At 74.0% G+C, this 13765-nt stretch carries 12 protein-coding genes; 9 read left to right on the top strand and 3 right to left on the bottom strand.

Features of this window, described 5'->3' with window-relative positions; translation table 11 throughout:
• Complete coding sequence (locus ACZ3KP_RS06050; RefSeq protein WP_467496833.1) at window positions 1-201, top strand: ferredoxin; 201 nt, start codon at window positions 1-3, stop codon at window positions 199-201.
• A gap of 86 nt (window positions 202-287) precedes the next feature.
• On the opposite strand, the gene ACZ3KP_RS06045 is transcribed toward ACZ3KP_RS06050, so the two are convergent.
• From ACZ3KP_RS06045 to ACZ3KP_RS06035, 3 genes are read right to left on the bottom strand one after another with little or no spacing between them, the layout of a single operon-like run.
• The gene (locus ACZ3KP_RS06045; protein WP_467496831.1) at window positions 288-1184 is read right to left on the bottom strand and encodes an aminoglycoside phosphotransferase family protein; all 897 of its coding nucleotides are present in this window, start codon (window positions 1182-1184) and stop codon (window positions 288-290) included.
• Window positions 1185-1206: 22 nt separating this feature from the next.
• Window positions 1207-1695, bottom strand: a complete 489-nt coding sequence (locus ACZ3KP_RS06040; RefSeq protein WP_358975251.1) for a DUF4439 domain-containing protein — start codon at window positions 1693-1695, stop codon at window positions 1207-1209.
• Window positions 1692-2336, bottom strand: a complete 645-nt coding sequence (locus ACZ3KP_RS06035) for a hypothetical protein (protein WP_467496829.1) — start codon at window positions 2334-2336, stop codon at window positions 1692-1694. The genes ACZ3KP_RS06040 and ACZ3KP_RS06035 overlap by 4 nt, the downstream gene beginning before the upstream one ends.
• Before the next feature lie 205 nt (window positions 2337-2541).
• Here ACZ3KP_RS06035 and rimP point away from each other — a divergent pair, with 205 nt between their 5' ends.
• From rimP to ACZ3KP_RS05995, 8 genes are all read left to right on the top strand, one after another.
• The gene (gene rimP / locus ACZ3KP_RS06030; protein ID WP_467496827.1) at window positions 2542-3054 is read left to right on the top strand and encodes a ribosome maturation factor RimP; all 513 of its coding nucleotides are present in this window, start codon (window positions 2542-2544) and stop codon (window positions 3052-3054) included.
• A gap of 2 nt (window positions 3055-3056) precedes the next feature.
• Window positions 3057-4043, top strand: a complete 987-nt coding sequence (nusA, locus tag ACZ3KP_RS06025) for a transcription termination factor NusA (protein WP_132889897.1) — start codon at window positions 3057-3059, stop codon at window positions 4041-4043.
• A gap of 134 nt (window positions 4044-4177) precedes the next feature.
• Window positions 4178-4447, top strand: a complete 270-nt coding sequence (locus ACZ3KP_RS06020) for a YlxR family protein (protein WP_358975262.1) — start codon at window positions 4178-4180, stop codon at window positions 4445-4447.
• Window positions 4448-4601: 154 nt separating this feature from the next.
• Window positions 4602-7706 (top strand): translation initiation factor IF-2, encoded by a 3105-nt coding sequence (gene infB / locus ACZ3KP_RS06015; RefSeq protein ID WP_467496824.1) that lies wholly within the window; start codon window positions 4602-4604, stop codon window positions 7704-7706.
• 154 nt (window positions 7707-7860) lie between these two features.
• On the top strand, window positions 7861-8154 hold the full coding sequence (locus tag ACZ3KP_RS06010) for a DUF503 domain-containing protein (RefSeq protein WP_046732584.1): 294 nt from the start codon (window positions 7861-7863) through the stop codon (window positions 8152-8154).
• Window positions 8155-8192: 38 nt separating this feature from the next.
• Window positions 8193-8651, top strand: a complete 459-nt coding sequence (rbfA, locus tag ACZ3KP_RS06005; RefSeq protein WP_132889900.1) for a 30S ribosome-binding factor RbfA — start codon at window positions 8193-8195, stop codon at window positions 8649-8651.
• A complete protein-coding gene (gene truB, locus ACZ3KP_RS06000) occupies window positions 8648-9553 on the top strand; it encodes a tRNA pseudouridine(55) synthase TruB (RefSeq protein ID WP_467496821.1) in 906 nt (301 codons plus the stop codon). Before rbfA ends, truB begins: the two co-directional genes overlap by 4 nt.
• Window positions 9554-10025: 472 nt before the next feature.
• Window positions 10026-13652: a trypsin-like peptidase domain-containing protein gene (locus ACZ3KP_RS05995; protein ID WP_467496819.1), complete on the top strand. Its 3627-nt coding sequence runs from the start codon at window positions 10026-10028 to the stop codon at window positions 13650-13652.
• Window positions 13653-13765 lie beyond the last annotated feature (113 nt).

Here is a 13765-nt window from a genome sequence, read left to right as displayed (position 1 = left end):
ATGGACCAGCGCATGGAGATCGACTGGACGTCCTGCCGGGGCCACGGCCTGTGCGCGGAACTGCTGCCCGAGCACATCACCCTGGACGAATGGGGCTACCCCTTGGCCGACGGCCGCCCCCTGCCGCCCCGCACGAGGAGACGAGCCCGCAGGGCGGCCGCGGACTGTCCGGTCCTGGCTCTGAAACTGACGGAGGGTTGAGGCCCCTGAGGGGGCGCGGGGCCGTATCCGATGTGCGGCTCCGCCGCGTGGACGCGACCAGCCCCACCGACCCGCATCCGACCGCGTCACACCCACCCGGCGAATTCAAGCAACAGCTCCGCATCCCTCGGCCGCCCCACGCGCAGCGCCCGCACCCCCGACTCCACCGCCCGGAACAACGTCCACCCCCGCAACCGCTCCTGATCCACCTCGAGCGACTCCGCGAGCCGCTTGATCCGCCGCCGGGTGATGGACGCCCCCGAGGGGGACGCGATCAGGTCCTCCACCCGGTCCCGGACCAACCGCGCCAGATCGAACGCGCACTCCCCGACCACCGGGTCCGGCCCCACCGCCAGCCACGGCAACCGCTCCCCGGCCAGCACCTTGCTCTGCCGGAACGTGCCGTGCAGCAACCGCGGCTCCGGCTCGCCGGCCAGCAACTCCTCCCGGGCGGCCAGCGCCCCCGCCACCAGCGCCACCACGTCCGCGTCCCCGGCAGCCGCGGCCATCGCCGCCGCCTGCCGTCCCGTCCGCTCCGCCACGGTCTCGAACACATGCCCCGACGGCGGTTCCACCCAGAGCCGCCGCAACGTTCCCGCGGCCTCCAGCAGCGCCTTCGCCTCCGGCAGCGACCGCACCGACACCTCCGGGTGCAGCCGCTCCAGCAGCAGCACCCCGGCGGCCGCGTCGGCCTCCAGCAGCCGCACCGCCCCCAGCCCACCCCAGTGGGCCAGCGCGGCCGCCTCGCCCTCCGGCCGGGCCCGTCGCGGCGCCAGCTTCAGCACCGCCGGTGTCCCGTCCGGCCGCCGGACCAGCAGCACGACACTGCTGCGGCCGCCGGGCACCTGCACCCGCTCCACGGTCAACTCGCGTAGCGAGACGGCTCGTTCCACCGCACCCGGCAGCTTCTCCAGCCACTCGTCACCGTCCGGCGCCGTCTCACCGAGCGCCTTCACCAGGCGCCGCGGCGGTTCGAAAGCCATACGCGAGTCGTTCCTTCCTGTCCTAGGGATTCGCCGAGGCGGCGGGCGAGGCCGAGCCGCCGGCCTGCCCCTGCGGCGCGCCCCGCTCGGCGAGCCCAGGGAAGGCTACGCTCTCCCCGCGCCAGCGCACCGCCCGCACCGCGGCCTCCCGCAGTGCCCCGGCCGCCGCGCCGCGCCGCTCGCCCGAGGAGGCCCGGACCAGGTCGGAGTAGACGTCGGCGACCCGGTCCTCCAGTTCGGCGGCGAGCCGTACGGCCGTCGCCGGGTCGCTCACCGCGAACGGCAGCGCGTACGCCGCGCTCGCGGCGACGGGCTCACCGCCCAGGTCCCGCACCTCCCGGGCCAGCGCGTCCCGGCCGGACCGGTGCGCGTCGTAGGCGGAGCGCGCCTCGGCCAGCCGCTGTGCGCCGACCCGGCCCCCGACCACCCCGTAGCCGTACACCGCGGCGTGCTCGGCCGCCAGCGCCGCCTGGAGCGCCCTGAGCACGCCCGCCCTGGCCTCGTCGCTCACTTGTCCCCCTTCGTCAGCAGGTACGCGTGCCCGGCACCGGCGGCCGCCACGCCCGCGAGCAGCCGCGCCAGCTCGCCCGGGACGTCCAGGAGCGCCTTGGCCCGCTGGTCGGCGAGGCTCCGCTCGGCCGCGGCCAGCTCGGCGAGCGCGGTCTTCTGGTCGGCCGGAACGGCCGGGGAGGCCGAACCGGACGCCGGGGCGGTGGCGGAGGGCGGGGCCGACGGCGAGCCGGATGCCGGAACGGACGCCGAAGTGGATGCCGAAGCGGACGCCGAAGTGGATGCCGAAGCGGACGCCGAAATCGATGCCGGAACGGACGCCGACGCGGACGCCGAGCCCGTCGTCGAGGGGGAGGCCGTGCCCTCCTCGAACGCCGCCACATGGGCCGCCACCTCCGCCCGCAGCGGCCGCAGCCGCTCCGCGAGCGCGGGATGGGCGGCGAGCACGGCGTCGTACCGCCCGAGCAGCCCCCGGCTGTCCCGGGCCGCACGCGCGCGTGCCCGCGTGGACACCGACGGGGTGGTGCCGTCGGGGCCGGGACCGGCGGAGCAGCCGGCCAGTACGGCGGCCGAGGCCGCTGAAACGATCAGGCTCCTCCTGCGTACTCCCGGGCGGGTACGCGACGGCGGGGGCAACGGCACGGCAGACGTCCTCGGGGGGGCTCGTACGAACACACGGGCGGGCAGACGCCCCGCCGTGATCACGTTACCCGCGCATCCGGTCAACCCGCGTCACCGGCTCGTCACCCTCGCGGCGGCAGCACGCACCACACCTCACGACCCGATACGCTTTGACCAGACACGCGACCCATCCCACAACAGCACACGCGGCCGAGGAGTCACCCGGATGAGCACCACCCAGAGCGAGAGGCTGCGAGAGCTCCTGGAACCGCTCGTCACCTCCCAGGGACTGGATCTCGAAGAGATCGCCGTGGACTCCGTAGGACGCAAGCGGGTGCTGCGCGTCGTCGTCGACTCCGACACCGGGGCCGACCTGGACCAGATCGCCGATGTGAGCCGTGAGCTCTCGGCGAGGCTCGACGACACCGACGCGATGGGCGACGGCGAGTACACCCTCGAGGTCGGCACCCCCGGCGCCGAGCGCCCCCTCAAGGAGCACCGGCACTACGTGCGGGCCGTGGACCGGCTGGTGAGGTTCCAGCTCGCCGAGGGCGGGGAACTGGTCGCCAGGATCCTGGACGTCGACGACGAGGGCCTCGACCTGGAGGTGCCGGGCGTCAAGGGCCGCAAGGCCACCGCGCGCCGGCTCGCCTTCGCCGACATCGACAAGGCGCGGGTGCAGGTCGAGTTCAACCGCAAGGACAAGAGCGACAAGAACGAGAAGGAAGAGGAGGCGTAGCCGTGGACATCGACATGAGCGCCCTGCGGGGCTTGGTTCGGGAGAAGGAGATCTCCTTCGACCTGTTGGTCGAGGCGATCGAGTCGGCCCTCCTCATCGCCTACCACCGCACCGAGGGAAGCCGCCGACACGCGCGCGTGGAGCTCAACCGGGAGACCGGGCATGTGACCGTGTGGGCGAAGGAGGACCCCGAGGACCTGGAGGAGGGGCAGGAGCCGCGCGAGTTCGACGACACCCCGTCGGGCTTCGGACGGATCGCCGCCACCACCGCCAAGCAGGTGATCCTGCAGCGGCTGCGGGACGCGGAGGACGACGCCACGCTCGGCGAGTACGCCGGCCGGGAGGGCGACATCGTCACCGGTGTCGTGCAGCAGGGCCGCGACCCGAAGAACGTGCTGGTCGACATCGGCAAGCTGGAGGCCATCCTGCCGGTGCAGGAACAGGTCCCCGGTGAGAGCTACGCGCACGGCATGCGGCTGCGCTCGTACGTCGTACGGGTGGCGAAGGGCGTCCGCGGACCCTCGGTCACGCTCTCCCGTACCCACCCGAACCTGGTGAAGAAGCTCTTCGCCCTGGAGGTGCCGGAGATCGCCGACGGGTCCGTGGAGATCGCCGCCATCGCCCGTGAGGCCGGTCACCGTACGAAGATCGCGGTGCGTTCCACCCGTTCGGGCCTGAACGCCAAGGGTGCCTGTATCGGCCCCATGGGCGGCCGGGTCCGCAACGTGATGGGCGAGCTGAACGGCGAGAAGATCGACATCGTCGACTGGTCGGACGACCCGGCCGAGATGGTGGCGAACGCGCTGTCCCCGGCCCGCGTCTCCAAGGTGGAGGTCGTGGACCTGGCGTCCCGGTCCGCCCGGGTGACGGTGCCGGACTACCAGCTGTCACTGGCGATCGGCAAAGAGGGGCAGAACGCCCGTCTCGCCGCCCGCCTCACCGGCTGGCGGATCGACATCCGCCCGGATACCGAACAGGTGTCCGAGTAGATCACTCTCTTCTCCGTCGCGGTTCACCCGGACGGGGGGAATAGTTCCCAGCCGCAGGTGGCTTGGAATACGACAACGGCCGTTCGATCTTTGCCCCGAAGGGGTGAGGTCGGTACGGGGAGGTAGACTTAGCAGTGTCTGGCCGGACGCGAGCCCGCGCATGCCCTGAGCGCACCTGTGTGGGGTGCAGGCAGCGAGCGGCCAAGACCGAACTGCTGCGGATCGTGGCGGTCGGGGACGACTGCGTCCCTGATCCTCGCGGTACGCTGCCCGGCCGGGGTGCATATGTGCACCCCGCCCAGGTCTGTCTGGACCAGGCGGTACGCCGCCGGGCACTCCCGCGGGCGCTCCGCGTCCCGGGCCCGCTGGACGTAAAGGCGTTGCGCCGGTACGTCGAGCAGTAACACCGTAAGAAGCGTCGTACGGAACGTCCGTGCGGCTCTGGTACCCCGCGAGTTGGAAGTAGGTCGAGATTGCGATGAGCACTCGATGAGCACGCGATGAGTACGCCCATGAAGTAGCGACGGTCCGGACACACCCGGACCTCAAAGGAGCGAAGTGGCTAAGGTCCGGGTATACGAACTCGCCAAGGAGTTCGGGGTTGAGAGCAAGGTCGTCATGGCCAAGCTCCAGGAACTCGGTGAATTCGTCCGTTCGGCGTCCTCGACGATCGAGGCGCCCGTTGTACGCAAGCTGACCGACGCCCTGCAGGGCGGCGGCAGTGGCAAGTCCGCCCCGCGCAAGGCGGCCCCCAAGCCCGGCGCGCCCTCTCCGGCGCAGTCGGCCCGTCCGGGTGCCCCGAAGCCGGGTGCCCCCCGACCGGCTGCCCCGCAGCCCCCGGCCGCGCCCGCGGCTCCGGCGGCGCCCGCGGCTCCGGCTCCGGTCACCCCCGCGCCGGCCGCCTCCGGCCCGCGCCCCGTCCCGGGCCCCAAGCCCGCACCGCGCCCGGCCCCGGCCGCGCCCGAGTTCACCGCACCGCCGGCGCCTCCGGCCGCCGCGGCGCCGAGCCCGGCCGCCGCGCAGGGCCCGCGTCCCGGTGCCCCTCGTCCCAACCAGGGCGCTGCGCGCCCCGGCGCCCGTCCGGCTCCCGGCCAGCGCGACCAGCGTGACGGCCGTCCGGGCCAGGGCGGTCAGCGCCCCGGTGGCCAGGCCCCCCGTCCGGGCGGTGCCCGTCCGGCCGGTCCGCGCCCGGGCAACAACCCCTTCACGTCCGGTGGCTCCACCGGTATGGCCCGCCCGCAGGCCCCGCGCCCGCAGGGCGGTCCGCGCCCCGGTGGCCCCGGTGCCCCCGGCGCCGGTCCCCGTCCGCAGGCGCCCGGCGCCCAGGGCGGCGGTCCGCGTCCGCAGGCTCCCGGCGGTGCCCGTCCGAGCCCGTCCGGCATGCCCCGTCCGCAGGGCGGTCCGCGTCCCGGCGGCGGCTCCGCGGGTCCGCGTCCGAACCCCGGCATGATGCCGCAGCGTCCCGCTGCCGGCCCGCGTCCCGGCCCCGGTGGCGGCGGTCGCGGTCCCGGCGGTGCGGGTCGTCCCGGCGGCGCCGGTCGTCCCGGTGGCGGCGGCTTCGCCGGCCGTCCCGGCGGTGGCGGCGGTGCCCGTCCGGGCGGTGGCGGCGGCTTCGCCGGTCGTCCCGGTGGCGGCGGCCCCGGCGGTGGCGGCGGCTTCGGCGGCGGTCCCGGCGGTGGCGGCGGCGGTCGTCCCGGCTTCGGCGGTCGTCCGGGCGGTCCCGGCGGCCGTGGTGGCACGCAGGGCGCCTTCGGCCGTCCCGGCGGTCCGGCGCGTCGTGGTCGCAAGTCGAAGCGGCAGCGTCGCCAGGAGTACGAGGCCATGCAGGCCCCGAGCGTCGGCGGCGTGATGCTGCCGCGCGGCAACGGCGAGACCATCCGTCTCTCCCGCGGCGCGTCGCTCACCGACTTCGCGGAGAAGATCAACGCCAACCCGGCGTCCCTCGTCGCGGTCATGATGAACCTCGGCGAGATGGTCACGGCCACGCAGTCCGTCTCCGACGAGACCCTGCAGCTCCTCGCCGGCGAGATGAACTACACGGTTCAGATCGTCAGCCCCGAGGAGGAGGACCGCGAGCTGCTCGAGTCCTTCGACATCGAGTTCGGCGAGGACGAGGGCGGCGAGGACGACCTGGTGGTCCGTCCGCCGGTCGTCACCGTCATGGGTCACGTCGACCACGGAAAGACCCGACTGCTCGACGCCATCCGCAAGACGAACGTCATCGCGGGCGAGGCCGGCGGCATCACCCAGCACATCGGTGCCTACCAGGTCTCCACCGAGGTCAACGACGAAGAGCGCAAGATCACCTTCATCGACACCCCGGGTCACGAGGCGTTCACCGCCATGCGTGCCCGTGGTGCGAAGTCGACCGACATCGCGATCCTGGTCGTCGCGGCCAACGACGGCGTCATGCCGCAGACGGTCGAGGCGCTCAACCACGCGAAGGCGGCCGACGTGCCGATCGTCGTCGCGGTCAACAAGATCGACGTCGAGGGTGCCGACCCGACCAAGGTGCGCGGTCAGCTGACCGAGTACGGCCTGGTGGCCGAGGAGTACGGCGGCGACACCATGTTCGTCGACATCTCCGCCAAGCAGGGTCTGTACATCGACGAGCTGCTGGAAGCGGTCATCCTGACCGCCGACGCCTCGCTCGACCTGCGGGCCAACCCGAACCAGGACGCGCAGGGCATCTCGATCGAGTCCCGCCTCGACCGCGGCCGCGGTGCCGTGGCGACGGTCCTCGTCCAGCGAGGCACGCTGCGGGTCGGCGACACGATGGTCGTGGGCGACGCCTACGGTCGCGTCCGCGCCATGCTCGACGACAACGGCAACAACGTCGCCGAGGCCGGACCCGCCACTCCGGTGCAGGTCCTCGGTCTCACCAACGTCCCGGGTGCCGGCGACAACTTCCTCGTGGTCGAGGAGGACCGTACGGCCCGCCAGATCGCGGAGAAGCGTGCCGCCCGCGAGCGCAACGCGGCCTTCGCGAAGCGCACGCGCCGCGTGTCCCTGGAGGACCTGGACAAGGTGCTCAAGGCCGGCGAGGTCCAGCAGCTGAACCTGATCATCAAGGGTGACGCCTCTGGTTCCGTCGAGGCCCTGGAGTCCTCCCTGCTCCAGCTGGACGTCGGCGAAGAGGTCGACATCCGCGTCCTGCACCGCGGCGTCGGTGCGGTCACGGAGTCCGACATCGACCTGGCGATGGGCTCCGACGCCATCGTGATCGGCTTCAACGTCCGCGCGGCCGGCCGCGCGGCGCAGATGGCCGAGCGCGAGGGTGTGGACGTCCGGTACTACTCGGTCATCTACCAGGCGATCGAGGAGATCGAGGCGGCCCTGAAGGGCATGCTGAAGCCGGAGTACGAGGAGGTCGAGCTCGGTACGGCGGAGATCCGCGAGGTCTTCAAGTCGTCCAAGCTGGGCAACATCGCCGGTGTCCTCATCCGCTCGGGCGAGGTCAAGCGCAACACGAAGGCCCGCCTCGTCCGCGACGGCAAGGTCATCGCGGAGAACCTCAACATCGAGGGCCTGCGCCGCTTCAAGGACGACGTCACCGAGATCCGCGAAGGCTACGAGGGCGGTATCAACCTCGGAAACTTCAACGACATCAAGATCGACGACGTCATCGCGACGTACGAGATGCGCGAGAAGCCGCGCGTCTAGCGGCTGCGGCCGGCCGACGGGACTTCGGTGCCGTCGGCCGGCCTTTTTCCTGCCCTGTGACCGTGGGGAAAGTCGGTCGAGTCCCCGGCAGGGACGGGGTACCGTTCCTGACAGGGCCATCGATCCCGTACCGGCGGGTTAACCGGTTACACACATGTACGTGGGGACTCTGTCCTTCGACCTCCTCCTGGGCGACATCCACTCGCTCAAGGAGAAGCGTTCCGTCGTCCGCCCGATCGTCGCCGAACTCCAGCGGAAGTACGCCGTGAGCGCGGCCGAGGTGGACCACCTGGACCTTCACCGCAGGGCCGGCATCGGCCTCGCCATGGTCTCCGGCGACGCCGCGCACCTGACCGACGTGCTCGACCGGTGCGAACGGCTGGTCGCCGGCCGCCCCGAGGTGGAGCTGCTGTCCGTCCGACGGCGCTTCCACGGCGACGACGACTAGACCTGAGAACGACAAGAAGAAAGAACGGGAGCGGACCAGTGGCCGACAACGCGCGGGCGAAAAGGCTGGCGGACCTCATCCGAGAGGTGGTGGCCCAGAAGCTGCAGCGCGGGATCAAGGACCCGCGGCTCGGCTCGCACGTCACCATCACGGACACCCGGGTCACGGGTGACCTCAGGGAGGCGACCGTCTTCTACACGGTGTACGGCGACGAGGAGGAGCGGAAGGCAGCGGCCGCCGGACTGGAGAGCGCCAAGGGCATCCTCCGGTCCGAGGTGGGCCGCGCGGCCGGGGTGAAGTTCACGCCGACCCTCGCCTTCGTCGCGGACGCCCTGCCGGACACCGCCCGCAACATCGAGGACCTCCTCGACCGGGCGCGCCAGTCCGACGCGAAGGTCCGCGAGGCCTCCGCGGGCGCCGACTACGCGGGCGAGGCCGACCCTTACCGCAAGCCGGGCGAGGACGCTGCCGACGAGACGGACGACGCCACCGAATGACCAGCAAGCCCACCCCGCCCGACGGCCTCGTCATCGTCGACAAGCCGTCGGGTTTCACCTCGCACGACGTCGTCGCCAAGATGCGGGGCATCGCCCGCACCCGACGTGTCGGGCACGCCGGCACCCTCGACCCCATGGCCACGGGCGTCCTCGTCCTCGGCGTCGAGCGGGCGACCAAGCTCCTCGGGCACCTCGCCCTCACCGAGAAGGAGTACCTCGGGACGATCCGCCTCGGCCAGAACACCGTCACCGACGACGCCGAGGGCGAGATCACCTCGTCCACGGACGCGTCCAAGGTGACCCGGGAGGCCGTCGACGCCGGCATCGCCAAGCTGACCGGCGCCATCATGCAGGTGCCGTCCAAGGTCAGCGCCATCAAGATCGACGGCGTGCGGTCCTACAAGCGCGCCCGGGACGGCGAGGACTTCGACATCCCGGCCCGCCCGGTGACCGTCTCCTCCTTCGCGGTGTACGACATCCGGGACGCCGTCGCCGAGGACGGCACCCCCGTGCTTGACCTGGTCGTCTCCGTCGTCTGCTCCTCCGGCACCTACATCCGCGCCCTCGCCCGCGACCTGGGCGCCGGCCTGGGCGTCGGCGGCCACCTCACCGCGCTGCGCCGGACGCGGGTGGGGCCGTACAAGCTGGACTCGGCACGCACCCTCGACCAGCTCCAGCAGGAGCTGACCGTGATGCCGATCGCCGACGCGGCGGACGCCGCCTTCCCGCGCTGGAACGTCGACGCCAGGCGGGCCAGGCTGCTCACCAACGGCGTGCGCCTGGAGATGCCCGACGAGTACGCGGGCACCGGCCCCGTGGCGGTGTTCGACCCCGAGGGCCGCTTCCTCGCCCTCGTGGAGGAACACAAGGGCAAGTCCAAGAGCCTCGCGGTCTTCTCCTGACCCAGCCGACGGAACGAACGGCCCCACGGCGCAGCGGCCTGTGCTCAGGCGGTGGTACGCGGGCGGGGTCTTCCGGGGGCGGGGCGGTCGGCACCTTCGGTGGCCGGCACGGCGGCCCGTTCGCTGCGATCGGACTGGTCCACTCCTCGGAGACGGACGGCCGCAGCCCGTCCACCAGCGGGACGGGGCGGCCCCAGCGGCGGGCGGGGGGCCGACCGTGGGGCGCCGGAGGGTGTCGCCCGTGGAGCGGCGGTCACGGGGTCGGTGTTGCCGCCGCTCCACGGTCCCCCCTCGGTTCCCCCACCCCTAGGGTGTATCCACCCGCTCCCGCCCATTCACCCGACCGAGCAGGCGCTCGGAGTGAACCGGGGGAGCGGAGGGGGGCGCTTTCCCGGCCCGCTCTGTCCCACTGATCATTTCGCCCCTACCGTCGGACACCAGGGCACGGGTGTACGGGCGGGGAGGTTCGATCATGGCGGGACGGGGCCCGCGGACCGGGAGCGGTCGCCGGACGGCGGACGGTGCGCGGGAGGCGGACAGGGCGGCGGCGGAAACCGCACCGGTGCTCGACGAGCGGCTGGTCCGGATCCGCGACCTCGCCGGGCGCCCGCGCGGCACCGGCTTCCTGGCCGACCACCACGGGACGCTCGTGACCAGCCACGAGGTCGTCGACGGGCTCGCCCGGATCGTCCTGCACGCGGCCGGTGACCGCACCTGCGTGGTCGCCCCGGACGCCGTCACCCCGCTGCCCGCCCTCGACCTGGCCCTGATCCGCACCGAGGGCCTCGCCGTGGACCCGCTGCCGATCACGGTACGGCAGCGGATCCCGGCCGGTGCCTACGTACGGATCGCGGCCGACCGCTGGCGCGAGGCCCGGGTGCTGGCCGCGACCCAGGTGACCTACACGGCCACCGACCGGTGCCATCTCCTGGAGGACGCCCTGGAGCTGGCGATCGGCACGGCGGGCCGCGACGCCCTGCGCCTCGGCGGCGGAGCGGCCGGCGGCCCGGTCCTGGACGCCGAGACCGGCGCGGTCCTGGCGGTCCTCGGCACCGCACTCCAGTCCGGCCAGCGCGACGTCGGCTTCGCGGTCCCCCTGCACCACCCGGACAGCGGCCCCCTCGCCGACCTGCTCGCCCGGAACGCCGCGACCGTCCCGGCGTACGGCACCGACCTGAACCTCGCCGGAATCCTGGAACTGACGGCCACCTCCGTCGGCCAGGACGGCCCCCCGGGCACCCTCTCGGGCTACGTGGGCCGTGCCACGCCCCACAGGGGCGCGGGGAACTGCGCGATCAGCCCCCACCCACCCGCACCCGACCACACGGACCCCGTCCGCCCCGTCGAACGAACCACCGTCTCCCACCAGTTGTCGGCCTTCGCCGAAGGCACCGGCACCGCCACCGGCCCTGGCACCGCCACCGGCCCCGGCACCGGCCCCGTCCTGGCCCTGGTCGGCGCCCCCGGCACGGGCCGCACCACGGAGCTCGCCGCCCTGGCCGCCCGCCGCCACCGCGCCGCCCACCCCACGCTCTGGCTCCGCGGCGCCGACCTCAAGGACGCCGACGCCTCCGTGGCCGACGCCGCCCGCCGCACCCTGGAGCGCGCGGTCCGGATCGCCGCCGCCTCCCGTTCCCGACTCCCCGGCGACCTCGGCGACCTGACCGTGGAACGGCTGGCCGCACTGGCCGCCCGCCTCGGACGCCCGCTGCTCCTCCTGCTCGACGGCCCCGAGGAGATGCCCCCGGTCCTCGCCCACCGGCTGCCCGCCTGGACCGAGGGCACTGCCGACTGGCTGCGGGAGACCGGCGCCCGCCTGCTGGTGGCCTGCCGCGAGGAGTACTGGGAGTGCGCCGGCGCCGAGTTCCCACCCGGCCTGCTGCACGGCACCGGTGACGAAGCGGGGTGCGTCCGGCTGACCGACCTCACCCCCGACGAGGCCCGCCGCGCCCGCGCCCGCTACGGCGTGCCCGACGGCGCCCTCGTCGACCGCGACGCCCGCCACCCCCTCGCCCTGCGCCTGCTCTCCGAGGTCCGTGCCGCCCTCCCGGACGCCCCCGAGGCCGCCCCGGTCGACCGGCACGACGTCTTCGCCGTCCACCTCGACCTGATGTGCCTGCGCATCGCGGTCCGGCTGGCCGCCGAGAACGGCCTGCGCGGCAAGGCCGTCCGACGGCTCGCCGCCCGGGTCTCCGGCCAGGTCCACGAGGCCGCCCGGCGCAGCCTCGGCCCCGGACAGGGGGAGCTGGACCGGGAGTCGTTCGAGACCGTGTTCCCCTGGGGGCCCGTCCCCGCCCGTCTCGGCGGCGGTTCCGGCTGGGCCTCCGCCGTACTCACCGAGGGCCTGCTGGTCCCCGCCGGCGGCGGCTACCGCTTCGCCCACGAGGAACTCGCCGACTGGCTCCAGGGCACGCACCTGGACCTGGACGAGGCCCTGCACACCCTCGTGCACCGCCGGCGCACCCCCCACCAGGGCCCCCAGGCCCTGCCCGTCCCGCACCACCGGATCGGCCCGGTCGTCCAGGCGCTGCTGCTCCTCGACCGGCAGTACGGCCCGGACGCACTGGCGCCACGGCTCCATGAACTGGCGCACGCACTGGACCTCGACCCCGGCTCCTGGTGGGCCGCGCGGCTGCTCACCCAGACCCTGCTGAGACTCCCCGACGCGACCCCCTACACCGGGGTGCTGAAGCTGCTCGCGGACCGCGTGGTGCGCCGGCAGCGCGCCGGGTCCGACGCGTTCGGGCCCGCCTTCTGGACGGCGCTCGCCCTGTCCGACGCCGACCGTTTCGATCTGCTGCGCAGACTGGTCCTCGCGGACGAGTCGCTGCCGGAGGCGGCGGGCGTCGGGCGCTTCGGGCCCCGGCCGACGGCCGAGGACGCCGAAGGCGCGGCGCCGCGCTTCCTGGACGCCGTCGCCCGGCTGCTCGCCGCCGACCCCGCCGGCGTACAGCCGTACCTCACGAAGTGGTTCGACGACGAGCGGCCGTTGCCCGCGATGCCGCACGCCACCGTGGCCACCGCGGCGCAGGCGCTGCTGCACACCCATCGGCACGGTGCGCTGGACGCGTTGACCGAGGTGCTGGTGGACGCGGCGCACCGGCGCGGCGACGAACTGCTCGGCGTGCTCGCCGAGGACGAGCCCTCCGCCGTGTGCCGGGCCGTGGACCGCTGGGCGCACGACGAGCGCCCGGCCCGCCGGGTGGCCGCCGTCGCCCACGCCCTGCGCGCCGCGCCGCACGTGCGCGGCGACGCCGACCGTGAACTGCTCCGGTACGCCGCGCTCGGCCTGCTCGCCCGCCCCGCCGACTGCACCCTGCACGGCGGCGCCCTCGCCCTGCTGGTGCGGGACCCGGCGACCCGCGCCCGTCACCTCCCGGCGGCCCTACGGCACTTCGCCGCCGACGACCCCCAGCTCACCCCCGCCGCCCTCGTCCCCGCGCTGACCACCCACCCCGAGGAGGTGCTGGCGGCCTTCCGGGCCCGGCTGCGCGGCCCGGACGCCGGACAGGCACTGCGCGCCCTCGCCGACGTCACCGCGCCCACGCACCTGGAGCGCGTCACCGAGCTGGTCCGGGAGGCCGCCGAGCTGCGGCCGGAGCTGGCCGGACAGGTCGCCGGATTCGTCGAGCGCTGCCTCGACCGGGGCGCCGAGTCCCGCGCGGTCCTCCTGCCGCTGGTCACCGGACTGCTCGGCGACGGCCCCGAACCGGTGCGGGCGGCCCTCGCGACCGTGCTCGGCGCGGCCGGCGCCCCGGCCTCGCAACCGCTCCGCCACGAGCTCCTCGAGTTCCTGCTCGCCCATGAGCGCGACCCCGGCGTGCTGGACGCGCTGCTGCACGCGGCCGCCGCGCAGCGCGGGGAGGACGGTGACCGGATGCGCGACCTGGTCCGTCGCACCGGGCTGCTCCTGGTCCGCACCCCGGACGGCGCGACCCGCTTCGACCGGGGGCTGGTGGACCTGGGCCGGCACGTGCCCGGGTTCGCCGCCCTGATGGCGCGCTGGCTCACCGACACCCCGGACGAGTGGGCCGCGGTGGTGGGACCGAGCACCCGGCGGATGCTGGGAAACCTCGCCGGGGTGAGGGTCCCGGCGTGACCGCGGACACGTGCGCCCGGTCACAGCGACCGTGCCGGTGTGAGCCGCGTCCGGCAAACATGGCACCCTTAGAGCTGCGTAAGAGGGACAACGGACAAAGGTTCGAGGAGCGG

The sequence above is a fragment of the Streptomyces sp. NPDC020958 genome (genome assembly GCF_055562175.1).
This window is presented reverse-complemented; position numbering and strand designations above follow the sequence as displayed.